Source organism: Antarctobacter heliothermus (genome assembly GCF_002237555.1).
Lineage (GTDB): Bacteria > Pseudomonadota > Alphaproteobacteria > Rhodobacterales > Rhodobacteraceae > Antarctobacter > Antarctobacter heliothermus_B.
The window spans coordinates 75434-101973 of record NZ_CP022541.1 but is presented as its reverse complement, the minus strand read 5'-3'; the positions used below and the strand labels follow the sequence as shown (position 1 = coordinate 101973).

Here is a 26540-nt window from a genome sequence, read left to right as displayed (position 1 = left end):
TCTTAGAAGGGCGTCCAAGGTTCGCAATTCACCAGCACCGATTTCACCGACGTGTTGCGCGATGCGAAGGTCAAAATCTCGATGGATGGTCGGGGGTGCTGGATCGACAACCGGATGATCGAACGGCTATGGCGATCCCTCAAATACGAATGCGTCTACTTGAACGCCTTCGAAACCGGTTCCGAAGCCCGCAACGGGATCGGTGACTGGATCACCTATTACAACGAAAGACGCCCGCACTCATCGCACGAGCCGCTGACACCGGACGAGGCCTATGATAGCCAGGATCCGGACCTGAAGATTGACGCCTGAAATGAAACCGATGCTATAGCTTAGCCCGGCGGAAAACTGGTCCGAAATCTCGCGACCACCTCTACCCAGTTCGGTCGGGCGATGAACGATCTCAACATCGAGATCCTTTGTGCCAACAGCTCGTAGGCCAAGGGCCGTGTCGAACGCGCCAACCGCACGCTGCAAGACCGTCTGGTGATGGAGCTACGGCTTGCCGGTATCTCGGACATGGAGGCAGGCAATGCCTTTCTGCTCAGCTTTGTCGAGCGCTACAACGCGAAGTTCGCCAAGGCGCCGCGCCGCCCGGACAACCTGCACCGTACGCTCAATATCGAGCCGGTTCGCCTGCGGGACATCCTGTGTTTGCGCGACGAACGCTATGTCAGCCAGCAGTTGGCGTTCTCTTACGCACGACGGCGCATCATCTTCGAGGAGAACGACGTCACGCGCGGCCTGCCCGGCAAATACATGGACAGTTACGAGTTTCCCGATGGTCGGCTGGAGTTTCGATGGAAGGGAGTCTCTCTCCCCTACTCCACCTTCGACAAGGATCAGCGCGTGACCCACGCCGCGACCACCGAGAACCAGAATCTGAGTGCGGTGCTCGAGTTCATCAAGGAAGAGCAGGACAAGGCGCCGCCCAAGAAACCGCGTGCCGGAAAGCAGCGGGCGCGCTACGAACCCACCCGCCGAAAATCACCAGGAAGACCATCGAAACTCGACGCCTATTACGCCCGAAAACACGCCGAGCGAGAGGCCAGCGCAGCCGGCCTGGGCTGCGATATGTGAGCTCTCCGCCCTGCCAGGCTGCGCTCCCGTCAGCGCCCCTGTGGGACACTTCTACTTTGCGCATCCGGTGACACTTCAAAGTGGTTGAAACACGTCTTGTGGCCAGATGCGTCGTCACGCTTGCGTGGACAAAGCGGCAAATTCCGGCAGCAGTTGATCCACCGTGACCTGACGGCAATATCCTTTGATGGCGCGCAGCGAGGCGTCTTGCCGTTCTTGCGTATAGGTTGCGCAGGCATCCGTGACCTGTGTGATCAGATAGCCCAGGTCACAGGCGTCCCGGATTGCGCTTTCGACGCATTGATCCGTCAGCACCCCGGCAATGACCAGCTGCGCCACACCCAGATTGCGCAGAACATAGTCGATATGGGTCGAGACAAAGACCGACGACGACGATTTCGGCAAGACGATCTCATCCTCACCCGGCGCGATTTCGTCGATCACCTTGGCGTCAAACGACCCCTTGGGCACGTTGAAGCCGGTGATCTTGTAGTCAAGGCTGCGGTCCCGCCCGTCCTTGGTCAGGCTTTCGATGGTCGTGTACATCACCTCGACCCCGGCCTTTCGGGCAGCCTGTTGCAGGGCCTGCATCTTGGGCAAAGTCTCCGCGCGAAAGCGGGCAATGAAGGGCATCAGTGTTTCGCGCCGTTCATCCTCTGTCGCGTCGCGGATCTCGCCGCCCTTCGCGTGCAGGCAAAAGTTTTGAACATCCACGAAAAGCACGGCCACCCGGCCCTTTTGCAAGGGAATGTTGCGGCTGGTTGTGGACAGGAAAGGCTGGGTCACAGGCGGTATCCTTTCAGGGCTGCGGAGAGGGCTTCGGCCATGCGGATCACCCCCGCCGCGTCGGCGATCAAGTCGTTGCGGATTTCCAGCAGTGCGTGCGGCAGGCCATGGCGCTCTGCGTGAACGGGGATCGTATAGTCCGAGTCGTCTTCGATCTCATAGGGGTCGTTGGCCACCACCTGGCCGGGCCAAAGGGTCGGCAGTTCCGTCATTAGATGCGTGAACAGGCGGTTGCCGTCCCGTGCCAGCACCCCGATTTGGGTGGCGCGCGGCGCGCCGTCGCGTTTTTGCGGCGTGAAACTGTGGATCGACAGCAGGGCGCGGTGCAGCGCCCGCTGGTGTGCGACCTCAGCGTGAAATGGCTGGTGCGTCAGGTGCCAGCGGCGATCTCGATCCTCGACCGATAAGGCTACATTTCCCGGCACGGCGCGCGTGTCCGACACCTCTGGGATCAGGTCCGGCGCGGAGCGCGGGCGGTTGCAGTCGATCACCAGCCGGGAGTAACGCTGCGCCACAAGACGGGTCTGCAGGCGATCCGCCAGCACCTGTGCCACAGCCAATGCGCCCGGATCCCAGCCGATGTGATCGCGCAGATCCGCCTGCGGCACCCCCAGATCCCCCAGCGCCGAGGGCACCGCATGGCCCGCGTGTTCACATGTCAGCAGGATTCCACCGCCATCGGATACGCCATGTGACAGGACCGGCGCGGGATCATTTTCTGAGAATAGCACAGCTCACCTATTGCAATATGCGAACAAGTGTTCACAAAATTGCAGGAACGACAACCCATACCGAAGGCGTCCCATCATGCCCACTCCACTTGTCATGGCCTGCACCAGCGATCTGTCCGGACTGGTCCGCGGCAAGGGGTTTGCGTTGGACGATCTGGACCGCCGTATCCGGGGCGGCATCGGCTGGACCCCGACCAATGCCCAGATCACCTGTTTCGACGGAATTGCGCCGTCGCCCTTCGGGTCGGTGGGGGATGTAACGCTCTGGCCGGACCGGGACGCGCTGTTTGACGCGCCCATACCCGGCGGCCCGCCGTTACGGATGATCCTTGGCGATATTCGCAACCGGGACGGCACCGCGTGGATGGCCTGCACGCGCGGCCACCTGCGCGCCGCCATCGCACAGCTGGAACGGGCGGCTAGGGCGCAGTTTCTTGTGACCTTCGAACATGAGTTCACCTTGACCGATCTCGACGGTGGCGCTGGTTTTTCGCTGGCTGGTTTCCACGCCGCGCAGCCCTTTGCCGAGGATCTGATGCATGCGTTGCAGTCTGCCGGGATGACGCCAGACAGCTTTTTGCGGGAATACGGTCCCGGCCAGTTCGAGGTCACGCTGGCCCCGAAACCCGCGCTGCGCGCTGCGGATGAGGCAATTGCATTGCGTGAGATCACCCGCGCCGTCGCCCGTGCGCATGGCCATCAGGCCAGCTTTGGCCCGCTGCCCGATGCGGCCAACGTCGGCAATGGCGTCCACATCCACCTTAGTCTGTGGGAGGGCGAAACGCCCGTGACCCATGACCCGAACGGTCCCGCCGGGCTGTCACCTCGCGCCGCGCAGGCCGCCGCCGGAATCGTCACCCACATGCCCGCGATCACCGCGCTGACTGCCGCGTCTGTGGCCAGCTATCACCGCCTGACTCCACACCGATGGAGCGCGGCCTACGCCAATCTTGCGGTTCAGGACCGCGAGGCAGGGTTGCGCATTTGCCCGGTGACCGCGACCGATCCAGAGCGCATTGCGCGCCAGTTCAACTATGAGTACCGCGCGGCCGATGCCACCGCCTCTCCTTGGCTGGCGCTGTCGGCGCTGATCCATGCCGCCGCCGACGGGATCGAATCCGCCCTGCCCTGCCCCACGCCAACCACGGGCGACCAGTCAGAGTTGGACGACTCTGCCTTGCGTGCGCGGGGCATCCACCCGCTGCCCCGTGCGCTATCCGATGCGCTGGACCTGATGCGGTCGGACGCGGCCCTAGCAGACTGGTACGGCGCCGAGTTCCTGGCGCTATACACGGCGCACAAACAACATGAGGCGACCGAGGTCGCAGACCTTGAGACAGCCGAAATGCTTGCCCGCTACGCACAGACCTACTGAACCTGACGGGCAAGGCGGAAAACCCTTGAAAATGTCCGCATAGCGCGCAACAGTTCGACATACGAACAGGGAGATAGAAAATGAAGAAGAGACCGACACTGCCCGCATCCCTGCGCAACCCTATGTCGGGCGCGCTGAACCGGCGTCAGATGATGGGGGGCATGGCCGCCGGTCTTGCTGCCGCCGGGATGCCGCAGACCGCGCTTTCGCAGCAGGACCAGATCGCGCTGCTGACCTGGGACGCCTACGCCGACCCGCGCTTGCTGGATATGTGGCGCAAGGAAACCGGCAAGGATATCCGGTACGAGATCCACATCAGCGACCCGACCTCTGTCAACCGCCTGCGCGCGGGTGAGACATCGGTCTGGAACTTCGTCAACCTGAACAACCCTTGGGCGCGTCAGGTGATGTGGCCGGAAAACCTGATCTACGATCTGCCCCGCGAGCGTTTTGAACCGCTATACGCACAGATGTTTGAAAAATTCGCCATGCCGTATGACTGGGCCCTGTCTCAGGATGGCAACCACCTGCTGGGCGTCGTGCAACGGTTCGAGACCTTCGATTTCTGCGTCAACTCCGACGTGATCTCGCCCGCTACCGCCAAGGACGAAGGATGGGATCTTTTCAACAACCCTGACTTTGCCGGCCGCTACGGTATCCTCGCCTATGAGGATTGGAACGTGATGGACATCTGCATGGGCGCGGGCATTCACCCGTTCAAAGCCAAGACAGAGGACGACTACGCCAAGTTCGAAGAGACCGCCCGGCGATGGATCAACAACGCCAAGATGATCACCACAGATTTCGTGCAGCTGAACCTTGCCATGTTGAACGGTGAGATCGACCTCTATTTCACTGGTGGCACTTATACCGCCAGTTCAGCCCGCGCCGAGGGCGCGACGAACATCTATGCCATCACGCCCAATTCCGGCCCCGCCGACGGCAAGGGCGGCATCAATTGGATCGAGCTCAACTCTGCCGTCGCCAATCCGACCGGCAAGGAGGCGACCTTCGATTTCCTTGAATGGATCACCACCCCTGATGCGGCGGAAATCGTGGCGCGCGGCAATGGCAACCTGCAACCTGTCGCCCAGATGGCCCAAGATGAGGTGCTCAGCCGTTTCTCGGCAGATGAACTGGACGCAATCCAGTGGGATGAATTCGACGAGCGTATCTCTAACGCGGTCGAATTTGACATCATCCCCGACTACGACCGGCTCTATGACATCTATTCGGCAGCCATCCGTGATCGCGGCTGACCCCCAAATGACCGGCACCCCTGCCGACGACAAACCCGCGCTCAGCCTGCAAGGGCTGAGCCGCCGCTTTGGCGACACCCACGCCCTGCGGGATGTGTCACTGGACATTTCCGAGGGCGAGTTTTTTACCATCGTCGGGCCGTCCGGGTCCGGCAAGACAACCCTGTTGCGCATTTTGGCCGGGCTGGACAGGCCGACCTCTGGCGCGCTGTTGTTGCGTGGACAGGATGTCACCGCCCAGCCGCCCAACAAGCGCCCGACGGCGATGGTGTTTCAATCCCTCGCACTGTTCGATCATCGCAGCGTCGGGCAGAACGTCGAATTTGCCATGAAAATGCGCGGCGTCAACGCGGCCGACCGCAAGGCACGCGCGCTGGAACTGTTGGACCTCGTGCGCTTGGGGGCCGAATACTATGGCAAGCCGGTCACGCAGTGCTCTGGCGGCGAACGGCAGCGCGTGGCGCTGGCGCGTGCGTTGGCCTCTGACCCTGAAATCCTGTTTTTTGACGAACCGCTTTCGGCGTTGGATTACCGCCTGCGCAAGACTCTGGAGGTTGAACTGCGCAGCCTGCAACGCCGCACCGGGCGCACCTTTGTCTACATCACCCACAGCCTCGAAGAGGCGATGATCATGTCGGATCGCATCGGCATCATGCGCGACGGCGGATTGGTACAGGTCGGCACCCCGTCAGAGATCTACGACCGCCCCCGCGACCGTTTCGTGGCGCGGTTCATGGGTGAGGTGAACATCCTGACGGTCCGCGACGAACGGTTGACGGAACTGGACACGCCCCTGCCCGGTTTTGCCGACAGCCACTTGATCCTGCGGCCAGAGGCGCTGCACAAGGTCGGGCCCGGCGTGGCAATCGAAACCAAAGTGCTGGAACGGTTTCAGCTAGGATCTCGCGTGCAACTGCATCTGGACACGCCCGCGGGGCTGATGATTGCCGAACAGCCCGCCGCCTGCCCGTTGCATCCCGGAGACAGCGCGCGGTTCTACTTTGACCCCGACGCCGCCCACAAGGTGACGGAATGAACCCGCGTTTCCTTGGCCCGCTGTTCATGGCTCCGGTGGCGCTGTTTCTGCTGGTGGGGTTTGCCACCCCCATCGTGATCGTCGGCTGGTATTCCCTGATGGAACCGCGCAGTTTTGGCCTGACCAGCGACTTGACGCTGGCCAATTACCGCTCCGCCCTGACAGAAGGCTACGGCGCGCCGTTCTACTGGTCGATCCTTGGGGCGTTTGTTACGACGCTGAGCTGCGCGGTCATCGCATGGCCCACCGCCAAGATGCTGCACGCCCGCGCCGGACGCGGCGCAGCCGTCATCACCGGGCTGATCGCGGTGCCGATCTTTGTCAGCGAATCCGTGCGGTTGTTTGGCTTGTCCCTGTTCCTGATGCCCGGCGGCGGCATCCTTGCCGGGTCGCTCAAGGCGCTGTTTGGGGTGTCCATCGGCACGGTGCTGAACACGAAACTGGCCGTCTATCTCGGGCTGCTTTATGTGCATTTCCCCTTCATGCTGTTTCCGCTTTTGCTGGGTGTCGCGCTGATCCCGCAGGACCGCGTGGACGCCGCCCGCGATCTCGGTGCCAATCGCTGGCAGGTGTTGCGAGAGGTCGAGTTGCCTCTTGCCCTGCCCGGCCTCGCCATCGGCGCGCTGCTGACCTTTGTCCTGTGCATCGGGGCCAATGCGGAATCCGCCATCCTTGGTGGTCAGGCCGTGACCGTTGTCACCCGCGCGATCGAGCAACGCTTTTCCTACGCGCAAGACTGGCCAATGGGTGCGGCGCTGACCATGCTGGTGACGCTTGTCACCGCGTTGGTGGTCTTTCCGGTGCTGTCCCGCGTCGATCTCAACCGCCTGATACGCCGATGAAAAAACCGCTCCAGACGCTCTGGCTGACCGCCATCCTGATCCTGCTGTATGTGCCGATCCTGTCGGTGATCCTCGCCAGTCTGGCCAATACGCGCTACATGCGGTTTCCGCATCGCAACTGGTCCATCGGGGCCTATACGGACGCGTTTTCCCAGCATGAGACGCTGGTGCTGCACTTGGTGTCCTTCAAGGTTGCAGCGCTGGTGACGATCCTGTCCCTGCTTCTGGCAACGCTGGGGGCAATGGCCTTTGCCCGCTATGATTGGCGCGGGCGGTCGATCTATCAAAAACTGGTAGTGCTGCCGATCTTCTTTCCGCAGCCGGTGCTTGGCCTTGCCATGCTGCTGTTCTTTTCGGCGCTTGGCATCACGCCCAGCTGGAAAACCGCCGTCTTTGCGCATCTGGTCTGGATTCTGCCCATCGTCACGCTGGTGATCTCGATCCGGCTGTTCGGCTATGATCCAGCCCAAGAAGACGCTGCCCGCGATCTGGGGGCCTCACGCTGGCAAGTCCTGCGCGAAGTCACCCTGCCCCATCTGGCCCCCGGCCTGATTTCCGGCGGGCTGTTCGCCTTTCTGCTGTCGTGGTCGAACCTGCCACTGTCGATCTTTACCACCGGGGCCGATACCACTCTGCCTGAATGGCTGTTCAGCCGCGTGGCGACGAACTATGCGCCTGTTGTCTCGGCCATTGCGGTGATCGGCACGCTGGCCTCTGTCGCCATTGGGTTGGTGGTGCTGGCGGCGCTGCGGATGCAGCGCCGCGCCGCGCGTCAGTCAAGCTCGGCTTCGGCCTCGATCTCGACCTCGTAACCGCCGATCAATTCCTTGACCACGATCAGCGTGTTGGCCGGGCGAATGTCGCCGAAATAGCGCGCGTGGACCTGCGACACGGCTTGCCAATCGGCCTCATGGGTCAGGTAGATCCGCGTCCGCATCACATCTTCGATCGCGCCGCCAAGCGATGACAGCGCGCCGGTGATCTTGTCGAGGATATAGACCGCCTGCCCCGCCGCATCGCCCGCGCACACCGTTGCGCCATGCGGATCGGTGGCTGTTGTACCGCTGACCAAGATGCGCTTGCCCTTGCGGATCGCGCGGGCAAAACCGGCCTTTTCCTCCCAGATCGACCCGCTTTCTGCCCGCTTGCGGCCCGGCCGTGCGACAGACTCTGCCACGTCCATCACCGGCGGCAGCGCGTCCAGATGGTGCGACAAATCCCCCGACGCGGTCAGGAAAGGCGGCTTGCGGTATTCGTCGCCGCAATCGCCGGGGATCTCGTCCAGCGTCGCCACCGCATCATCAATCGCCGCCCGGTCCGCCGCATCCAGCGCAAAGCCCAGCATCTTGCGGTTGTCGTCCCGATGCGCGTTTTCGCCCAGCCGCGCGCCCACGATCACCCCAGCCGTCGCCGCCTGTTCCAGCACCCAGCGGCTGGCGACGTTGCTAATTGATACGCCGTGACGCTCTCCGATCAGCGCCAGTGCGCCCAAAAGGTATTGAAAGCGGTCCCAGCCGCCCGCCGTCTCGACAAAGCGCATGTATTTCATGCGGCTCCAGTCCTCGATCTGGTCGGGACGCGGCGCGCCCAGCCACTTATCCGACAGAAAACCGCCACACAGCGTGCCAAACCCAAGGATGCCGACCCCATGTTCCGCCGCCACGCGGGTCAGCTCTCCCGCCGCGCGTCGATCCAAAACCGAAAAGCAAACCTGATTTGTGGCAATCTCAATCCCCTGCTTCAGAACCATCCGCAGGTGCGCCGCATCAAAATTGGTCAGGCCGATATGTCCCACCAGCCCCTCATCCCGCAGCTTCATCAATTCGGTCAGCGCGTCCAGATATTCCGGCGACTGGTACTGCCACCAATGAAACTGCATCACGTCGACCCGGTCCATCGCCAGTCGTTCCAGCGCGGTTTCCACGCCTTTGCGCACCGTGTCCGCCGCCATCGGGCCGGGCTCTGGACACCATTTGGTCAGGATCACCGGACGCGGCCCGCCCTCGGCTGCGAGGATCTTGGCCGCCTTACCAGCCACAATCTCGGCGCTGCCGTAATGATCGGCCATGTCAAAGGTCGTAAAGCCCGCGCGCGCGTAATCGGCCAGCGACTCTGCCGCTGCGTCCAGATCAAACGCCTTGCCGTCGCGTTCTTGATCCGCCATCTGCCAAAGCCCCGTGACCACACGCGACAAAGACAGGCCCGAAGGCAACGAGATCTGGTCTATGGATTCTTTCATTTAGTCACTCTCCGCACAGCTGTTCGTTTTTCACGCATTTAGCTCATGCTGTTTCAGGCGTGAAACAAGGTCAACAGGATAGCATCTCTGCCGTCGAACGCCCTGAAATTCCGCACAAAACATGGCCAAACGCTATTTCGGCAAACCCAAAGGTCTCGCCCCTGCCCCACCGGGCCACGAAAAAACCATTGACCGCGCGAAAACCGTTCGTCAAACTATTTTCGGACAAAAGTCCGCATAACGAACATTCTGAACAACAGATCCGCTATCGACCAACAGGAGAAGACCAAAATGAAAAACTGGCTTATCGCAGGCGTCACCGCACTGGGACTGGCGCTGACCGGCGCCCCCGCTGCACAGGCGAAATCGCTTGAGGACATCCTGTCCGACGGCACCATCCGCATCGGCATCAACCCGAACTTTCCCAACATGAGCACCCGCAACGATGACGGTGACTGGGTCGGGTTCGACATCGAAATCGGTGCCATGATCGCCGAAAAACTGGGGGTCGAGGTCGAATGGGTGCCGACAGAAACCGCGCAGCGGGTGCCGTTCCTGGTCTCTGACCGGATCGACATTTCCATGGGCGCGCTGACCCGCAACTCTGAACGCGCCAAGCTGATCGACTTTACCGCCCCGCTGCACACCGAAGTGCTGGCCGTGCTGGCCACCGACAAGATCGACGGCGACAGCTGGACCGATTTCAACAAAGAAGGCGTCGTTCTGGCCAACATGCGCGGCAACTGGACCGTGGGCTGGATCGAAGAGAACATGCCCGAGGTTGAATTGGAACTGACCGATTCCATCGCCGACACCGTGCGTCTTGTGGCGCAGGGCCGCGCCGATGCCATCGTCGAGAACATCGACTTTTTCATGGGCTTCACCGGCAACCACGAAGGCGTCAACTGGCGCGTCGTGCCGGACCCGATCTTTGTTGCCTACTGCGCGCTTGGCGTCAGCCAAGGCAACGACAACCTGACCGAGGTTCTGAACATCGTTCTGTATGACCTGCATTCCTCCGGCGCGATCAAGTCCGTGTGGGAAGCAAACTACGGCGCGCCGATGCTGCGCGAAGTGCCGGTTTCCCCCTGGTTCTGATCTTTCTCGCGGAGCGCATCCACCGGATGCGCTCCACCTGACCGAAGCGCCTGATCCGAACGGGACCGCATGGACTATAATTTTCAATTCAACGTCGTCTGGCGCAACTTCGACCAGTTGTTAGAGGGCGCATGGCTGACCCTGCAACTGGGCGTCTTTGCCTTTACCGCGGGCTGTTTGATCGGCCTGATTGGGGCCGCTTGCCTTAGCTTTGCGCCGCGCCCCATCCGCTGGCTGGTCATGGCTTTCGTGATCTTCATCACCAACACACCTGCGCTGATCCAGATCTATTTCCTGTATTTCGGCCTGCCGGAATTTGGAATCCGCTGGTCCAATGAGGCCTGCGTGCTGATCGGCCTAACGCTGAACGCCGGGGCCTATCTGACGATGATCCTGCGCGCCGGATTCCTGTCCGTCCGCCAGAACGAAATGGAGGCCGGAGAGACTATGGGCATGTCCCTGACCCAGCGCATCCGCTACATCGTCGTCCCGCATATCGCGAAATCCATCTACCCCGCGCTGGCCAATTTTTTCATCGTCGTCCTCGTGATGGGCACCTCTGTTGGTGCCATCATCGGGGTGGATGAATTGACCGGACAGGCAATCAACCTGTCGACCGTCAACTATCGCTGGCTGGAATACTTCACCATCGCCGCGCTGATGTATGTCGTCCTGACGTTCATCGCCTCGATCGGACTGGCCCTGATCGGCCGCTGGGCCTTTCGCGTCAAGGTGAGGATCTTTTGATGGACCGGATTCTGAGCCAACTCCCGGACTTCTTTACATGGAAAAACATCGTCCTGCTGGGCGAAAGCGCGGTCATGACCCTGTCCATGACGCTGATGGGCTGCCTGATCGGCTTTGGCCTAGCCATTGCGCTGGTCTACCTGCGCACCACGCCGGGCATGTGGGCGCTGCCGCTACGCGTCGCCTGCATCGCCTATGTCGAGATTTTCCGCCGCATCCCGTTCCTTGTGGTGATCTATCTGGTGCTGTTCTTCATCCAGACCATCGCATCGGATGTGTCGCTGTTCACCATCGCGGTGATTTCAATCTGTATCTACGCCATCGCCTACACCGCTGACATCATCCGTGGTGGCATCGAATCCGTGCCGAAAACCCAGATCGAGGCAGCGCAGGCCATGAACCTCAGCCGCCTGCAAACCATGCGTCTGTGCGTGTTGCCGCAGGCCATGCCAGTGATCATCCCGCCCGCCATCGCCTTTGCCGTGTCGTTCATCAAGGACACCGCACTGGTCAGTCAGATCGGCGTGTTCGAACTGACGTTTCGGGGCAAGGAGCTGAACAATCAGGGTTATTCCGGCGTTCTGGTCTTTGGCACCATCGCGTTCTGCTACTTCCTCATGTCCTTCCCGCTCAGCCTGCTTGGCCAACATCTGGAGAAACGACTTGCCACACCTCGCGGTCAACGAAATTCACGCTAACTACGGCAAGATGGCGGTTCTGCACGGCATCAGCTTTGATGTCGACCGGGGGGAGGTCGTCTCGCTGGTTGGGCCGTCCGGGTCGGGCAAATCCACCGTCCTGCGCGCGCTTGTCGGGCTGACCCCCGTCACTTCGGGCAGCGTCGAGGTCGACGGCACCTGCATCGACTATTCCGCCGCCCGCGCGGTCAAGGCTGCGCGCGATCGCATGGCCATCGTGTTCCAGCAGTACAACCTGTTCCAGAACATGAACGTCCTGCGCAACGTCGCCCTTGCCCCAACCAAGGTCAAAGGCCGCAAGCGCAAGGAGGTCGAGGAAGAGGCGATGGAACTGCTTGCCCTTGTCGGCATGGACCACAAGGCGCACGCCTACCCCGATGAACTGTCCGGTGGCCAGCAACAGCGCGTCGCCATCGCCCGCGCGCTGGCGCTGAAACCTGAAATCCTGCTGCTGGATGAGGTGACGTCCGCCCTTGACCCCGAACTGGTGAACGAGGTGCTGGATGCCATCCGCCGTCTGGCGGGTGAGGGCATGACCATGTTGCTGGTCAGCCACGAAATGGCCTTTGTGCGCGAGGTGTCGTCCAAGGTCGTGTTCATGGATCAGGGCAAGTTGGTCGAATCCGGCCCCCCGTCCCAGATCTTTGACAACCCGGACAGCGACCGGGCGCGTGACTTCTTTGGCAAGGTACTACGCGGATGACCCTCCCCGAAAACGCTTATCACTGGCCAGAGGATCACTGGCGCGCACGGGTCAACAAGGTCCGCGCCGGACGCCGTCTGATGCCGCCCTGGCCGGGTGGCGCTAAGGCCGCGCTGGCGTTGTCGTTCGACTGCGACCACGAAACGTTCGAGATGGGCGGCGGGCGCAGCGCCGTGGGCCGTCTGGCCTGGGGCGAATACGGCCGCCGCGCCGGGGTGCCGCGCATTCTGAACACGCTGGCCCGGCACAATGCCAAAGCCAGCTTTTTCATCCCCGCCGTCTCGGCGCTGATCGACCCCGGAGAACCCCGCCGCATCGTCGCCGAGGGTCATGAAATCGGCGTTCACGGCTGGATACATGAGGTCAACGGCACCCTGACGCCAGAGGAAGAGGCCGAGTCCGTCGCCCGCTCTCGCGATACGCTGGAAGAAATCACCGGCCAGCGCCCGGTCGGGCATCGCGCCGCCCATTGGGATCTCAGCGATGATACCATCCGTTTGGTGGCGGAGGCTGGATTTCTATACGATTCCAGCATGATGGCCGATGACAGCCCATATGAACTGTTGACAGACGGGAACCCCACCGGCCTGATCGAACTGCCGGTGGACTGGATTCGCGATGACGCGGTCTATCTGCTGTATAACCGCACCCCGCCGACCCGCCCGACCCTTTCGGCCAATGATGTGGCGCAGGTCTTTCTGGATGAGCTGGACGGCGCGCGCGCCGAAGGCGGGCTGTGCCAACTGGTCATGCATCCCTTTGTCATCGGCTATCGGTCGCGTATTGCCATATTGGACAAGGTGCTGTCCCATGCCCGCGCTTCGGGCGATGTCTGGATCGCCACCCACGCCGAGATTGCCCGCCATTGCGCAAAGGCCCTCACATGACCGATTTCGACGCGTCCCTTGCCGCCGCCGACACCCCGGATGCGGCATGGGCCGCGCTGCAATCCCTTGTTCAGGACACCGTGGGCGCCAAGCTTTTTACCATCATGACGGTAGACATGGAGGCGTTACTGGCCCGCCGCGCCTATAGCTCGGACCCGGTGAACTATCCCGCCGCCGGCACCAAGCCGATTGCCCCGAACCGCTGGCTGGATCATGTCCATGGTGAGGGAAAGACCTTTGTCGCCAATACATTGGAAGAGATCGACAGCGTCTTTCCCGATGCGGTCCTGATTGGACAGCTAGGCTGCGGGTCGGTGATCAATCTGCCGATCTTCAAGGACGGTGCGCTGGTCGCAACCATGAATATCCTGCATGAGGCCGGGCACTACACCCCGGAGCGTGTTACCCGCACCGAACGCGACCTTAGCGGGCCCGCTCACCGCGCCTATGCGCGCGCCGGCCGGGGCACTGGGGCCGTTGCTCTGATCCTGTGCACGGTCGCCGAACAGGTCGATCGTGCCGGTCCACAGCACCCTCGCCGGATCTTCGTAGGGGTTGGACCACCCGTGCAGACGGGTTGAATCGTAGTGCGCGCTGTCCCCGGCATTCAATGCCATCCGCTCACCGTCCAGCGTCAATTGCAGCTGTCCCGACAGGATGTAAAACGTCTCTTCCCCCGGATGGCTGACCTCGTCCGAGACATAGCCCGGGTCGATATCCAGTATGAAACACGACAGTTCCGATCCCGGAAAAACCGCGCCCAGCCGTTCATAGCGCACCTGCGCGCTGCCCATCAGGAACTGCGGGCGGTTGCCTGCGCGGGTGATGCAGTCCGCCGGTTGCGGCTTGCCCACAAAGTGCTCAATCCCGACGCCAAGCGCGGCAGCGATCCGCGACAGGGTTGTCAGGGTCGGCGTCGACTTGTCTCGCTCGATCAAACTCAGGTAGCCGGTGGAGATTCCGGCCGCCTCTGACACCTCTTGCAGGGTCAGGTCCAGTTTCTGCCGCCGGGCGCGGATCATGCCCCCGATCCAGGCGTCATTATCTTCGGCACTCGCGTCCAAATCTGCACCTCCCGCGCTGCCCATACCACAACATATCGGCAGTTCACCCTTAAAATCGACCTATCCCGCATGGCGCACCCGATCCCCGGCCCCCAGACTGGCGGCGTACAGTTCTTGTGAATAGGTCTCACGGAAGTCTCCAGTTTGCAGCAATCCGACATCGCCTTCCTCAACCAACTGGCCTTTGTGCAGCACGCCCAGCCGGTCACACAGGAAACTGACCACCGGCAGCGAATGCGTCACCAGCACATAGGTCAGCCCGCGTTCATCGCGCAGGCGCACCAGCAGGTTCAGGATCTCGGCCTGCACGCTGACATCCAGCGCGCTGGTCGGTTCATCCAGCAACAACAGTTTCGGATCCAGCATCAGCGCACGGGCAATCGCCACCCGCTGTCGCTGACCACCCGACAACTGATGCGGAAACCGAAAGCGATAACGCGGGTCCAGCCCTACCGCCTGCATCATCTCAACCACCCGAGTGGCGCGGTCGCCGATGCCGTGGATGCGCAACGGTTCCGACAGCGTGGCATCCACCGTCCGGCGCGGATGGAGCGAGGCATAGGGATCCTGAAACACCATCTGGCAATGGCGGGCAAAGGCTCCCTGCCCGATGTCGCCGCGTGCCGTCCCGTCCAGATGGATCTGCCCGCGCCAGTCAGGGGCCATGCCGACCACCGCGCGCAGGATCGTCGACTTGCCCGACCCGCTTTCGCCCACCAGCGCATAGCTTTCGCCCTGCGCCACCCGGATTGACACGTCCTGCACCACGTCAACACGGCCATAGCGCACAAACAGGTTTTCGATGTTCAGCGCGTCCGTCATGTGCCCTTCCCCGCGCTGCGATCCAAGACCGGCAGGAACTTGCGCGTCTCATCCATGCGCGGCACCGCATCCAGCAAGCCGCGCGTATATGGATGCTTTGCCGCGTGCAGCGCGCCGCCGGCCAGTTCCTCGACCACCTCGCCCTGATTCATAACCAGCACCCGGTCGCAGTACCGCGCCACAAGGTCCAGATCATGCGAAATCAGGATCAACCCCATGCCATTCTCCGCAATCATGTCCTCTATCAGGTCCAGCACCTGCGCCTGAACGCTGACATCCAGTGCGCTGGTCGGCTCATCGGCGATCAGGATATCTGGCTTGGGGATCAGCATCATGGCAATCATCACCCGCTGGCCCATGCCGCCGGACACCTCATGTGGATACAGCCGCATCACCCGCTCCGGGTCATGGATGCGGACCTTTTCCAGCATGTCGCGCACGCGGGCGCGGATCTCACGGCGCGGGATACGCGCATGGACGCGCAGCGCCTCGGCGATCTGCTCACCCACCGTGATCACCGGATTCAGCGAATAGCGCGGGTCTTGCATCACCATGCTGATCCGCGCGCCCCGGATGCTGCGCATCTGGCGGTCATTCATCGCCATCAGATCCTGCCCGTCAAATCGCAAATGATCGACCGAGACACGCGCCGGGGGCCGCAACAGCCGCAGGATCGCCCGCCCGGTCAGCGACTTGCCTGACCCGCTTTCGCCGACGATCCCCAGCCGTTCCCGGCCAAGGTCAAACGACACGCCGCGCACCACCTCAACCGGGCCGCGCGGCCCCGGAAAGCTGACGCGCAGGTTCTTGAGTTCCAGCAGCGGCGCCATCAGCGGCCCTCCCGCTGGCGCGGGTCCAGCACGTCGCGCAGCCCGTCCCCGAGGAAACAGAAGCCCAGCGACACGATGATGATGGCAAAGCCCGGCATCGTCGCCACCCACCATTGATCAAGGATGAACGACCGCCCACGCGAAATCATCGCCCCCCATTCCGGCAAGGGCGGCTGCGCGCCAAGGCCCAGAAAGCCCAGACCGGCAGCCGTCAGGATGATCCCCGCCATGTCCAACGTCACCCGGATGATAGTGGAGGACAGGCAGAGCGGGATCACATGCACCCCGATGATCCGCAGGTGCGACGCCCCCTGCAACCGCGTAGCGGCAATGAACTCGGCATTCCTGAATGTCAGCGTTTCGGCCCGCGCGATCCGTGCATAGGCGGGCCATGCCGTCACCGCGATGGCGATGATCGCATTTTGCAGCCCTGCCCCCAGCGCGGCCACAAAGGCCAGCGCCATGATCAGTTTCGGCAGCGACAGAAACACATCCGTCAGCGCCATCAGCACCCGGTCCACCCAGCCACCAAAGTAACCCGCAACTGCCCCGATGAGCAGCCCCAAGGGGGCTGATATCATCGCCACCATGACCACGATCACCAGCGTGATCCGCGCACCGTGCAGGATGCGGCTCAGGATGTCGCGGCCCAGTTCATCGGTGCCCATCCAATGTTCCGCCGACGGCGGCAACAGCCGCGCGCCAAGGTTCTGCCCCACCGGCGAATAGGGCGCCAGCCACGGCGCAAAGATCGCCACGAATATTAGTACCCCGATGATCACCGCCCCCAACATCGCCAGCGGGTTGCGCGCAAAGGCCCGTGCGATGGCCCAAAGCTGTCCAGCCTGCGCCTGCAACCGTGACGCGGGGGCGTCCTCTGTCAGCCAGTCGATCACGGACATCAGCGGCTCCTCGGGTCAAAGACGCGGTACAGCAGGTCAGACAAGCGGTTGATCACGATGAACACCGTCCCGATCAGGATCGTTGCCCCCAGCACCGCCGCCATGTCGGCACGCAACAGCGCCGTGGTAAGGTAGTTGCCGATGCCGGGCCAGGAAAACACGATTTCCACCATGACCGACCCCTCTAGCAACACCGCATAAGACAGGCCGATCACCGTCACCAGTTGCACCCGGATCGGGTAGAACGCGTGTTTCCAGATCACCGCCCGCTCGCTCACGCCCTTGACGCGGGCGGTGGTCACAAATTCCTGCGCCAGTTGGTCCAGCATGAAACTGCGCGTCATTCGCGCGATATAGGCAAGGCTGAAAAAGCCAAGGATCGCGGCGGGCAGGACCAGGTGCGACACGGCGTTCACAAAGATCGTCCAGTCTCCGGCCAGCAGCGCATCCACCGTTAACAGCCCCGTCACCGTCGGCACCAATCCGTCATAGAAAATGTCGATCCGCCCCGGCCCCGCGACCCAGCCCAGCCCGGCATAGAACACCGCCAGACCCACCAGTCCCATCCAAAACGCAGGCACCGCATAGCCGAGCAGACCCAGCACGCGAATGCCCTGATCCAGCCAACTGCCCGCCCGCGCGGCGGCAATCACCCCCATCGGCACGCCTAGCAGCACGCCGATTAGGATACCCGCCGTCGCCATTTCGATCGTCGCAGGAAAGAACCGGATCAGATCTTCGACCACAGGCCGGCCGGTGGTCAGAGAGACCCCCAGATCCCCTGTCACCACGTCGCGCACATAGATGGCGAATTGCGTCATCAGCGGCTTGTCCAGACCCATCGCGGTTCGTGTGGCCTCATAGACCTCCTGGCTGGCACGATCGCCAACGATGGCGACCACCGGATCAATCGGCACCACCCGCCCGATAAAGAAGGTGATGGCGAGCAGACCAAGAAAGGTCATCCCCGTCACCAACGTGAATCTGGCCACACCGACGGCCACATCCATCGCGCGAGTGGTCATGAAATGGGCAGGTTCGGACAAATCACCCGACAAAACTGCGATCTCCTATCGTGTAGCACTCAGACTGTACGCATTACGAACAAAAGTTCTTTTCATGTAAAGGTCATTCTGCTTACAGTAAAAATATTTTACGGAACCCCGGTCCCTCGGCCCGTGAAAACAACAGCCGCGCCCTTAACGCGGCACTCTTTGACCAACAGGAGATCATCCTATGAAACACTCCCTCAGGCATGTTGCGGCGGCCCTATCGGCCCTTGCTCTGCTGGGTGCGCCCGCCTTGGCAGAGACGCCCGACAATATCCTTGTTGTGGCCCAGAACATCGACGACATCGTCGCGCTGGACCCGGCACAGGCGTATGAATTCACCTCCAGCGAATACATGGCCAACGTCTATGACCGGCTTGTGCAGTTCGATGCAGAGGACACGACCAAACTGGTCGGCGGTCTTGCTGAAAGCTGGGAGATGGACGCAGAGACACGCACCATCACCTTTGACCTGCGCGACGGCGTGACCTTTCACTCTGGCAACCCGGTCACCCCCGCCGATGTGATCTATAGCTTCAAACGCGTCGTGGCGCTGAACAAGAACCCGGCCTTTATCCTGACTCAACTGGGCTGGACTGCTGACAACATCGACCAGATGGTCACCGGCGACGGGAATACCGTGGTCCTGAAGTACGAAGGCGACTTTTCCCCGGCCTTCGTGATGAACGTGCTGGCCGCCCGTCCCGCATCGATTGTCGACAGTCAACTGGTCATGTCCAATGAGGTCGATGGCGACATGGGCAACGCCTGGCTGAACACCAACAGCGCGGGCTCTGGTGCCTTTACCCTGCAGATGTACCGTCCGGCCGAAATGCTGCGCCTTGCCGCCAACAAGGACTATTTCAAGGACGGTCCCAAGATGGACCAGATCATCATTCGCCATGTGGCAGAGGCCGCGACACAACAGTTGCTGCTAGAGCAAGGCGACGTAGACATCGCGCGCAACATGACGCCGGAACAGATCGCCGCCCTGCCCGAAGACGGGTTTCAGGTTGGTGTCTTCCCACAAGCTGCCGTCCACTTCATCTCGTTCAACCAAAAGGTCCCCGCCCTTCAGTCCGAAGCACTGTGGGAAGCGTCGCGCTACCTGATCGACTACAAAGGTCTGACCGATACGCTGCTCAAAGGTCAGATGGAAGTGCATCAGGCATTCTGGCCCAAAGGGTTCCCCGGCGCGCTCGAGGAAACTCCGTTCAGCTATGACCCGGAAAAGGCCAAGCAGATCCTCGCGGACGCGGGTGTCGAATTGCCGATCAACGTCGAAATGGATGTGTTCAACTTTGCTCCCTTCACCGATGTGGCACAGTCGATCCAGGCCAGCTTTGCCGAGGCGGACATTCATCTGGACATCGTTCCGGGCACCACCGCTGCGATCATCACCAAATACCGCGCGCGCGAACATGAGGCGATCATGTTGTACTGGGGACCGGACTTTAACGACCCACATTCGAACGCCAAGGCGTTTGCCTACAACAAGGACAACTCAGACGACGGCTATGCCTCGACTACCACATGGCGCAACGCCTGGGCCGTGTCCAAAGAGATGAACGAACGCACGATGGCGGCGCTGACCGAAAGCGACCCGGCCAAGCGTGAAGAGATGTATCTCAGCCTGCAAAAGGACGTTCAGGCCAAGGCTCCCTTTGTGATGATGTTCCAGGCCACGCTGCAGATTGGCATGGATGCGGATGTTTCCGGCTATGTGCATGGCGCAAGCTCTGACCTCGTGTTCTACCGCCTGGTCGAAAAGAACTGATCTTGCTCCCTGTGCCCCGACTCTCGGGGCCACTTGAACCGCGGCCTTCGGGTCGCGGTTTTTTTTCTACTACGTGGGGGGATTGGTCATGCGGCAGCGGGTTGGTGACGGTGCCGGATTTCAGCACTCTGAGTCGGCGGCAGAAGACCTTGGCCGTAACCATTCCCTACCGGGGCTCGCAGGGGCCGCTGAACCTGCTGATCCCCTCTCGTGACATTGCTGCGCAATGCACTGCCGGGCAGTGGACAGCACCGGCACCAAGGCGGAGGGCGAAGGCGAATGGCACGCCCGCAAGCACGGTGGCGCGAAAAGCCGTCTGTGGCGCAAGATCCACATCGGCGTCATTGAACAAACGCTGGAGATCCGGGCCATCGAGATCACCGGCAGAAATGTCGGTGACGCACCCATGCTGCCCGAGCTCCTTGACCAGATCCCCGCTGATGTGGAGATCTGCTCGGTCACGGCAGACGGAGCCTACGACACGCGCAGGTGCCACGACGCCGTCGCAGACCGAGGCGCCGATGCTGTCATACCGCCACGCAAGAACGGCAGGCCCTGGAAGCCATCGACGGCTGGCGCGATCGCCAGAAACGAGGCGCTGCGCGCCTCGAAATACCTCGGCCGCGCCATCTGGCGAAAATGGACCGGTTATCACCGCCGAAGCCGCGCCGAGACGAAGATGCACTGCGTGAAGCTGCTGGGGCAGAGCCTAATGGCACGCGACTTCGATCGCCAGGTCGCCGAACTCCAGATCCGCGCCGCCGTGCTAAACGGCTACACCGCGCTCGGCATACCTGTCACAGAGCCCATGGGATAAGTGCGTCTGGGGACAGGGGAGGTGCGGCCCTCTCCTCCTTTGCGCAACATGTATAACCGCCCCTTGCGCAAGAGATATTTTCAGAGCTGATTTTGTCGCGTCATCGGGTGCTGACATGTATCCGGCCTCGTGTGCGGCCATCTTCGTGCCGCGGGCCCGTATGGTGTTCGAGGGTCGGGTCCAGATCAAAGCCGCGTGCTCGAAGGCACTCTGTTGCACACTGGTTCTCCCAATCCCGTCTCACGACGATTGCGCCAAACTGCTCCTTGCCCTCTTCCGCTCCGACGTCCTCGCGCCCCTGACGGCTTACACCGCCACGGCCGGAGCTTTGTAGACGCCACCTCGGGCCATCAGGGCCCAAACGATGCGCGCCATTTTGTTCGCCAGCGCCACCCGCACCAACATTGGTGGCTTGTGCGTCAGCATGCGGCCAAGCCAGGTGCCGGGCTTGGCCGCCGCGTGGACATGCCGCTTTATGATGACGCTGTTAGCCCCGATGATGAGCAAGCGTCGCAAAGATCGTTCGCCCATTCGGGTCGTGGCCCCGAGCCGTTGCTTGCCACCGGTCGAATGCTGTCGTGGCACTAGACCAAGCCATGCCGCAAAGTCTCGGGCCTTACGGAAAGTCTCGGGCGGCGGGGCCAACACCGCGATGGCCGTGGCGATAAGTGGACCAATGCCCGGGATAGTCATCAGCCGTCGGGCCACGTCATTCTCTTTTGCCCGGCGGGCGATCTCGGCATCCAACTTCCCAATCTCTGCCTCGAGGTGGGCGAGTGCCAGAACCAGCACCTTCAAAGTGGCGATGGCATCGGTGGGTATGCTGCTGTCCGGGTTCTCAACGATGGCGATGAGTTTTGACGCGTTGGCCGCCCCCTGCGGCACGATCTGCCCGAATTCAGTCAGGTGGCCACGTAGGGCATTGATCGCCTGTGTCCGCTGCCGGATCAGCAATTCCCGTACGCGGAAGATCATCGCCGCGCCTTGGGTCTCTTCGCTCTTCACCGGCACAAAACGCATGGTTGGGCGAACTGCCGCTTCACAAATAGCCTCGGCATCTGCCGCATCGTTTTTCTGGCGCTTGACGAAGGGCTTGACGTAAGCAGGTGGGATCAGCCGAATGTCATGCCCCAATTTGCCGATCTCGCGCCCCCAAAAGTGGGCGCTGCCGCATGCTTCCATCGCGACAATGCAAGGCGGCAGCTGGCTGAAGAACTCCAACACCTGCATTCTCCTCAGCTTCTTGCGCAGAACTGCACGACCCGACGCATCAGCGCCATGCACCTGAAACACATTCTTTGCCAGATCGACTCCGACCGTGATAATCTCCGACATGACCGCTCCCCTTTGTGGATCCTCACAGACCCACCTTGGCACACAGATGCCGTCGGGGGGCGGTTACATCATCAGAGCCGACTGGCACGACAATGAAACCCATGTCCGCGTGGGTGGTAAGTGGCGCCACCTCTGGCGTGCCATCGACGCAAACGGCAAGTTGGTCGATGTCCGCCCCACCGCGCGGCGCGATGGGGCCGCAGGTTCAGTCCAGGCCTTCGGGCACTTGCCATCCTGCAGGTGGGCTGGCGCGGGGCGCCGGGGGAAGAGGCAGGCGAAAGCCGCTGTCCGACCCGTTCATCTCCATCCTCCGCTCTGCGATCAGCCAGTGCCCTTGCCGCTGCACCAGACGGTCAATGTAACGGCCATAGAGCGTCGCCGTGTGTCCGTCCGGTGCCTCGTGCCAAGCCAGGACACAGCTTTCGGCCTCGGCCGTCGCGTCCCCCTGAAAACGTATCCTGACGTTCGACAAGTGATGCGCTGTACGCTGCCAGCGCCACATCCGTGCAAGCGATGTCTCTAGCGCCGCACGCCCCTCTGACCGCAGGGCCGGACTGTCCCCATAGATTACCCGGCAATCGGTGGTGAATAGCGCGCCCAAGGCGGCCAGATCCATCCGATCAAGGTGGGCGCAATAGTCAATCAGCACGGTTTCTATGCGCTGCCGCGCGATCAGGTCCAAAAGATAGTCCTCAGTCATCGTGCCTCCACGGGGGACGGATTCCAAAGGAAATTAAAAGTTGCCATGCGAACTTTTGTTCGTATTGTGCATAGCAAGAATAGAAAACAACGAAAAGGGATTCCGGGTTATGACAGTCACCAAACGGTCGGTTCTTGCGGGACTAACAGCAACTATCCTGACGGTCGGGGCCGCGCAGCAGGGTCTGGCGCAGGAGACGATCACCTGGCGCGTTCAGACGGGCTGGCTGCCGGGCAATGATCTTTATGACAGCGTTCTGGAGATGGCAGAGCGGGTCGAAACGCAGACCTCAGGCCGGCTCAAGATCGAAGTTCTGCCGGCGGGTGCCGTCGTTGCACTGAGCCAGACGCTGGATTCCGTCAGGATCGGGATCGTTGACGGGCATATCTCTTATCCTTCGGTCTATGCGGGCATCGATCCCGGCTTTGCCCCGCTGGGCGATATTCCCGGCGCTTATGACGACCGGTTCCAGACCGTGGAATTCATGTATTTCGCCGGCGGTCTTGATCTGGTTCGCGAAGCCTATGCCGAACAGGGCTTGTTCACGATCGGCGTCGGCACCGGATCCTGGGAGGCCGTTCCCTCGCGCGTGCCGCTGGAAAGCTGGAGCGATTTCGAAGGCGTCAAGCTGCGCACCCCGCCGGGCATGGGATCGCTGATCTGGGAACGGTTCGGCGCGGTGCCGATCGTAATGCCCCAGACCGAGGTCTTCTCCGCGCTTGAAAAAGGCGTGATCGATGCCGCCGATGACGGCTCGCTCTCTTACAACGCTTCTGTCGGGGATTACGACATCGTAAACTACACCCTCGCCAACAGCCCCCACTCCAACGGCATCTGGGATTTCTCGGTCAATGCTGACCGTTGGGCCGAACTGCCCGCAGACATCCAGTCCGTTCTGGAAACCAACATGCGTGATGTCATGGTGCGCAACGTGATGAACGCGATGCGCGGTGACCGCGAAGTGATGAAAAAGGTCGACGAGATGGGGCTGACTGTCTTTGATCTTTCGCCCGAGGATCGCGCCGCCTACCGCGAGGTGGCCATCGAGGTCTGGGACGAATGGGCCGAGAAAAGCCCGCTGGCCAAGAAGGTGATCGAGGCGCACAAGGCCTTCCTCACCGATCAAGGTCTGCTGTAAAAAAACTGGGCGCAGGATTTTCAAGATGATTACGACCGCGATCCGCCGCTTGGGCGATGGCCTGTCCTATGTCTATGCGGTGATTGCCGTGCTCACCTTCGGCGAAGTCTGCGCCCGCTACTTCTTTAACGCACCCAGCCAGTGGACGATCGAGGTGGTCGTCATGCTGGCCTCGGTTCACTACCTCATGGCCGGGCCGCAGGCCTATGCCACGCAAACCCACATCCGCATCACCGTGTTGTCGGAAAAGCTGCCGCTACGGATACAGTGGCTGCTGTCGCTGTTCGAACGGGCGGTGGTGGCGGTCGTCTGCGCGATGATCGGCTATTGGGCGCTGCATCAGGCGATGAAAGCCGTGTCGATCACCGAACGCACGGGCAGCAATCTCAACACCCCCTCGCCCACCATCCTCAAGGTGGTGCTGGTCATAGCGATAGGATTATTCACTCTGCAAGCCATCGTCCATTTCATAAAAGATCTGAGGTCGCGCAATGGGTCCTGAGAGCGCGACGATCCTCGTTCTGGGGTTCTTGTTCTTCTTCATCGCCATCGGCATCCCGCTGGCCATTGCCACGCTCAGCACCGCGATCATCCTCGGGATGTCGATGTTCGGCTTCAACAGCGTTCTTCTGATCGCCAACCGTCTGTACGATGCCTCAACCAACTATGTTCTGATCGCCGTACCGCTGTTCATTCTCATGGGCGTGCTTATGGAACGCGGCGGCATTGCCGCGCGGCTATTCACCGTGCTGCACATCTGGTCGGCGCGGCTGCCGGGGGGCATGGGCGTCGGCTGTGTCTTTGCCGGGGCGATCATGGCCGCCATGGTGGGCATCGTCGGGGCCGAGATCATTACCCTGGGCCTTGTCGCCATGCCGGCCATGCTGGCGCGCGGCTATGACAAACGGCTGACCCTCGGGGTGATCTGCGCCAGCGGATCCCTGGGCGCGATGATCCCGCCCAGCCTGGTGCTGGTGTTCTTCGGGTTGATCGCTGGGGAATCCATTGCCCAACTCTTTGCCGCCGCCTTTGTGCCCGGCGTCCTTATGGCGCTGAGCTATGCCGGATACATCGTGATTCGCGCCTCTCTGCAGCCTGCCCTTGCCCCGCCACCCACGCGCGAGGAGATAGAGATGCCATTGGGCGAGAAGCTGGCGCTTGGCACCGGGCTGATCCTGCCGGCGCTGATCATCCTCGGGGTGCTCGGGTCGATCTACTTTGGCATCGCCGCCCCCACCGAGGCCGCAGCCATCGGTGTCGCAGGCGCGCTTTTGGCGGTGACCATCTCGGGTAATTTCCGCCTGTCGGACGTGCACCACACGATCCTGCAGACCGGGCGGGCCATTGGGCCGGTGCTCTGGGTGTTTCTTGGGGCCAATGCGCTGATCAGCATCTATTCCCTGTCGGGGGGCGTGAACTACCTCGCAGGACTGATCGGCAGCGTAGATCTGCCGCCCATGGGGATCATTCTGGTGATCCTGTTCCTCTTGTTCTTGCTGGGGATGGTCATGGACTGGATCGGGATTGCCATCCTGACCATGCCGGTCTTCCTGCCGGTGGTCGAAGGTCTCGGCTTCGATCCGATCTGGTTCGGCGTGATCTTCTGCATCAGCATGCAGATCGCCTATCTGACCCCGCCGATCGGTGCCTCGGCCTTCTACCTCAAAAGCGTCGCGCCCCCGGATGTGACCCTGTCAGAGATCTTTGCCTCGATCTGGCCCTTCGTCGGGTTGCAGGTGGTCGTTCTGGCGCTGGTCGTGGCCTTTCCGGGGCTGGCCCTCTGGCTGCCAGCGATGCTGAACTGAGGCAAAGCCTCAGCGCAGCTCCAACAGCCCGCCCTCGACGGGAATGATCTGCCCGGTCATCCAAGATGACTGGGCAGAGGCGAGGAACAGCATCACCCGGGCAATTTCCCCGGGCTGACCCCAGCGGGCCAAGGGGTAGCGACCGATGACTTGTTCCAGCAGGTCGTCGAAATGCGCGTCGTCTCTGGCGCGGGCGCGGAACTGGGATTCCGACAGGGGGGTGCGCACGGCCCCCGGGGCCACGGCATTCACCCGCACGCCCCTGTCAGCGTATTCCGCCGCCAGTTGCCGGGTCAGGGCCACGACCGCACCCTTGCTGGCGGAATAGGCCGCCACGCCCTTCATCCCTGCCAACCCCACGGTCGAGGCCGTGAAAACCAAAGTTCCTGCATTTTCAATCAGCTGCGGCATCACCGCCCGCGCCGTCAGGAAACTGCCCGTGGCGTTGACCGTCATTGCCCGCGTCCAGTCCTGCAGCGAAAGCGTCATCAGATCGCCCTCGACCATGACCCCGGCATTGGCGATCACCGTGTCGATCCTGCCGTGCTGTTCCAGCGCCGCATCCCGCATCCGGGTGACGGACGCCTCTTCGGTCACATCGACGGCCAATCCGGACACCGACAGCCCCTGACCACAAAGATCGCTTGCCAGCGCTGTTGCCGCCCCACCGTCGAGGTCCGCACAGATCACATGGGCGCCCTCGCGGGCAAAGCGCTCTACCGTCGCCCGCCCGATCCCCGAGGCCCCGCCAGTGACGATGGCCACCCGGCCCTTCAGCGCCCCCGAGGTATCGTCCAACAGGGAGTCATCGTGCATATCA

At 61.9% G+C, this 26540-nt stretch carries 25 protein-coding genes and 4 pseudogenes; 18 read left to right on the top strand and 11 right to left on the bottom strand.

The annotated features are described in order from the left end of the window. Positions 1–15: 15 nt before the first annotated feature. Together ANTHELSMS3_RS22970 and ANTHELSMS3_RS22965 are read left to right on the top strand one after the other, a co-directional pair. A pseudogene (locus tag ANTHELSMS3_RS22970) lies at positions 16–312 on the top strand (transposase); the annotation flags it as partial. 63 nt (positions 313–375) lie between these two features. Further along, positions 376–1080, top strand: a pseudogene (locus ANTHELSMS3_RS22965) (ISNCY family transposase); the annotation flags it as partial. Positions 1081–1194: 114 nt separating this feature from the next. Here the strand turns inward: ANTHELSMS3_RS22965 and ANTHELSMS3_RS22960 are convergent. Together ANTHELSMS3_RS22960 and ANTHELSMS3_RS22955 are read right to left on the bottom strand one after the other, a co-directional pair. Then, positions 1195–1866, bottom strand: coding sequence for an isochorismatase family cysteine hydrolase (locus tag ANTHELSMS3_RS22960; RefSeq protein WP_254694973.1), 672 nt, complete (start codon positions 1864–1866; stop codon positions 1195–1197). After that, on the bottom strand, positions 1863–2597 hold the full coding sequence (locus ANTHELSMS3_RS22955; RefSeq protein WP_094037379.1) for an N-formylglutamate amidohydrolase: 735 nt from the start codon (positions 2595–2597) through the stop codon (positions 1863–1865). The genes ANTHELSMS3_RS22960 and ANTHELSMS3_RS22955 overlap by 4 nt, the downstream gene beginning before the upstream one ends. Before the next feature lie 76 nt (positions 2598–2673). Between ANTHELSMS3_RS22955 and ANTHELSMS3_RS22950 the strand changes: the two genes are divergently transcribed. The 5 genes from ANTHELSMS3_RS22950 (at position 2674) to ANTHELSMS3_RS22930 (ending at position 7921) form a co-directional block, all read left to right on the top strand. Beyond that, positions 2674–3972 carry a glutamine synthetase family protein gene (locus tag ANTHELSMS3_RS22950; protein WP_254694972.1) on the top strand — a complete coding sequence of 433 codons (1299 nt, stop codon included), beginning with the start codon at positions 2674–2676 and terminating at the stop codon, positions 3970–3972. Between the two features lie 80 nt (positions 3973–4052). Then, on the top strand, positions 4053–5231 hold the full coding sequence (locus tag ANTHELSMS3_RS22945) for an ABC transporter substrate-binding protein (RefSeq protein WP_094037378.1): 1179 nt from the start codon (positions 4053–4055) through the stop codon (positions 5229–5231). A gap of 7 nt (positions 5232–5238) precedes the next feature. Beyond that, the gene (locus tag ANTHELSMS3_RS22940; RefSeq protein WP_254694971.1) at positions 5239–6267 is read left to right on the top strand and encodes an ABC transporter ATP-binding protein; all 1029 of its coding nucleotides are present in this window, start codon (positions 5239–5241) and stop codon (positions 6265–6267) included. Beyond that, the gene (locus tag ANTHELSMS3_RS22935; RefSeq protein WP_094037376.1) at positions 6264–7109 is read left to right on the top strand and encodes an ABC transporter permease; all 846 of its coding nucleotides are present in this window, start codon (positions 6264–6266) and stop codon (positions 7107–7109) included. Before ANTHELSMS3_RS22940 ends, ANTHELSMS3_RS22935 begins: the two co-directional genes overlap by 4 nt. Then, positions 7106–7921, top strand: a complete 816-nt coding sequence (locus ANTHELSMS3_RS22930; RefSeq protein WP_094037375.1) for an ABC transporter permease — start codon at positions 7106–7108, stop codon at positions 7919–7921. Before ANTHELSMS3_RS22935 ends, ANTHELSMS3_RS22930 begins: the two co-directional genes overlap by 4 nt. Here the strand turns inward: ANTHELSMS3_RS22930 and ANTHELSMS3_RS22925 are convergent. Further along, a complete protein-coding gene (locus ANTHELSMS3_RS22925; RefSeq protein ID WP_094037374.1) occupies positions 7882–9348 on the bottom strand; it encodes an aldo/keto reductase in 1467 nt (488 codons plus the stop codon). The genes ANTHELSMS3_RS22930 and ANTHELSMS3_RS22925 overlap by 40 nt on opposite strands. A 291-nt stretch (positions 9349–9639) precedes the next feature. Between ANTHELSMS3_RS22925 and ANTHELSMS3_RS22920 the strand changes: the two genes are divergently transcribed. From ANTHELSMS3_RS22920 to ANTHELSMS3_RS22900, 5 genes are all read left to right on the top strand, one after another. Beyond that, positions 9640–10446, top strand: coding sequence for a transporter substrate-binding domain-containing protein (locus ANTHELSMS3_RS22920; protein ID WP_094037373.1), 807 nt, complete (start codon positions 9640–9642; stop codon positions 10444–10446). A gap of 69 nt (positions 10447–10515) precedes the next feature. Further along, a complete protein-coding gene (locus ANTHELSMS3_RS22915) occupies positions 10516–11193 on the top strand; it encodes an amino acid ABC transporter permease (protein ID WP_094037372.1) in 678 nt (225 codons plus the stop codon). Further along, entirely contained in the window at positions 11193–11891 is a 699-nt protein-coding gene (locus tag ANTHELSMS3_RS22910; RefSeq protein ID WP_094037371.1) for an amino acid ABC transporter permease, read from the top strand. Before ANTHELSMS3_RS22915 ends, ANTHELSMS3_RS22910 begins: the two co-directional genes overlap by 1 nt. Continuing rightward, positions 11857–12594 (top strand): amino acid ABC transporter ATP-binding protein, encoded by a 738-nt coding sequence (locus ANTHELSMS3_RS22905; RefSeq protein ID WP_094037370.1) that lies wholly within the window; start codon positions 11857–11859, stop codon positions 12592–12594. Before ANTHELSMS3_RS22910 ends, ANTHELSMS3_RS22905 begins: the two co-directional genes overlap by 35 nt. Next, complete coding sequence (locus ANTHELSMS3_RS22900) at positions 12591–13481, top strand: polysaccharide deacetylase family protein (protein ID WP_094037369.1); 891 nt, start codon at positions 12591–12593, stop codon at positions 13479–13481. The genes ANTHELSMS3_RS22905 and ANTHELSMS3_RS22900 overlap by 4 nt, the downstream gene beginning before the upstream one ends. Positions 13482–13780: 299 nt before the next feature. Here ANTHELSMS3_RS22900 and ANTHELSMS3_RS22890 read toward each other — a convergent pair whose 3' ends face one another. The 5 genes from ANTHELSMS3_RS22890 to ANTHELSMS3_RS22870 are packed head-to-tail and all read right to left on the bottom strand — an operon-like array spanning position 13781 to position 18109. Beyond that, the gene (locus ANTHELSMS3_RS22890; RefSeq protein ID WP_368074450.1) at positions 13781–14545 is read right to left on the bottom strand and encodes a helix-turn-helix domain-containing protein; all 765 of its coding nucleotides are present in this window, start codon (positions 14543–14545) and stop codon (positions 13781–13783) included. Positions 14546–14605: 60 nt separating this feature from the next. Next, positions 14606–15367: an ABC transporter ATP-binding protein gene (locus tag ANTHELSMS3_RS22885; protein WP_094037368.1), complete on the bottom strand. Its 762-nt coding sequence runs from the start codon at positions 15365–15367 to the stop codon at positions 14606–14608. Beyond that, the gene (locus tag ANTHELSMS3_RS22880; RefSeq protein WP_094037367.1) at positions 15364–16197 is read right to left on the bottom strand and encodes an ABC transporter ATP-binding protein; all 834 of its coding nucleotides are present in this window, start codon (positions 16195–16197) and stop codon (positions 15364–15366) included. Before ANTHELSMS3_RS22880 ends, ANTHELSMS3_RS22885 begins: the two co-directional genes overlap by 4 nt. Beyond that, on the bottom strand, positions 16197–17099 hold the full coding sequence (locus ANTHELSMS3_RS22875) for an ABC transporter permease (RefSeq protein ID WP_198319969.1): 903 nt from the start codon (positions 17097–17099) through the stop codon (positions 16197–16199). Before ANTHELSMS3_RS22875 ends, ANTHELSMS3_RS22880 begins: the two co-directional genes overlap by 1 nt. Beyond that, positions 17099–18109, bottom strand: a complete 1011-nt coding sequence (locus ANTHELSMS3_RS22870; RefSeq protein ID WP_254694983.1) for an ABC transporter permease — start codon at positions 18107–18109, stop codon at positions 17099–17101. The genes ANTHELSMS3_RS22875 and ANTHELSMS3_RS22870 overlap by 1 nt, the downstream gene beginning before the upstream one ends. A gap of 226 nt (positions 18110–18335) precedes the next feature. On the opposite strand from ANTHELSMS3_RS22870, the gene ANTHELSMS3_RS22865 reads away from it, so the two are divergent. After that, positions 18336–19925, top strand: coding sequence for an ABC transporter substrate-binding protein (locus ANTHELSMS3_RS22865; protein WP_094037364.1), 1590 nt, complete (start codon positions 18336–18338; stop codon positions 19923–19925). 110 nt (positions 19926–20035) lie between these two features. Then, positions 20036–20742: pseudogene (locus tag ANTHELSMS3_RS22860) on the top strand (IS5 family transposase); the annotation flags it as partial. Positions 20743–21048: 306 nt separating this feature from the next. Here ANTHELSMS3_RS22860 and ANTHELSMS3_RS22850 read toward each other — a convergent pair. Then, positions 21049–22077, bottom strand: coding sequence for an IS110 family transposase (locus ANTHELSMS3_RS22850; RefSeq protein ID WP_094034167.1), 1029 nt, complete (start codon positions 22075–22077; stop codon positions 21049–21051). 79 nt (positions 22078–22156) lie between these two features. On the opposite strand from ANTHELSMS3_RS22850, the pseudogene ANTHELSMS3_RS26635 reads away from it, so the two are divergent. Continuing rightward, positions 22157–22279, top strand: a pseudogene (locus ANTHELSMS3_RS26635) (DDE-type integrase/transposase/recombinase); the annotation flags it as partial. Between the two features lie 3 nt (positions 22280–22282). Here ANTHELSMS3_RS26635 and ANTHELSMS3_RS22840 read toward each other — a convergent pair. Then, on the bottom strand, positions 22283–22777 hold the full coding sequence (locus tag ANTHELSMS3_RS22840) for a nuclear transport factor 2 family protein (protein WP_094037363.1): 495 nt from the start codon (positions 22775–22777) through the stop codon (positions 22283–22285). Between the two features lie 109 nt (positions 22778–22886). Between ANTHELSMS3_RS22840 and dctP the strand changes: the two genes are divergently transcribed. The 3 genes from dctP to ANTHELSMS3_RS22825 are packed head-to-tail and all read left to right on the top strand — an operon-like array spanning position 22887 to position 25720. After that, positions 22887–23915: a TRAP transporter substrate-binding protein DctP gene (dctP, locus tag ANTHELSMS3_RS22835; protein WP_094037362.1), complete on the top strand. Its 1029-nt coding sequence runs from the start codon at positions 22887–22889 to the stop codon at positions 23913–23915. A gap of 25 nt (positions 23916–23940) precedes the next feature. Next, positions 23941–24417: a TRAP transporter small permease subunit gene (locus ANTHELSMS3_RS22830; protein WP_094037361.1), complete on the top strand. Its 477-nt coding sequence runs from the start codon at positions 23941–23943 to the stop codon at positions 24415–24417. Next, positions 24407–25720: a TRAP transporter large permease gene (locus ANTHELSMS3_RS22825; RefSeq protein WP_094037360.1), complete on the top strand. Its 1314-nt coding sequence runs from the start codon at positions 24407–24409 to the stop codon at positions 25718–25720. The genes ANTHELSMS3_RS22830 and ANTHELSMS3_RS22825 overlap by 11 nt, the downstream gene beginning before the upstream one ends. Before the next feature lie 9 nt (positions 25721–25729). On the opposite strand, the gene ANTHELSMS3_RS22820 is transcribed toward ANTHELSMS3_RS22825, so the two are convergent. Then, positions 25730–26536 carry an SDR family NAD(P)-dependent oxidoreductase gene (locus ANTHELSMS3_RS22820; protein ID WP_094037359.1) on the bottom strand — a complete coding sequence of 269 codons (807 nt, stop codon included), beginning with the start codon at positions 26534–26536 and terminating at the stop codon, positions 25730–25732. Positions 26537–26540: the final 4 nt, after the last annotated feature.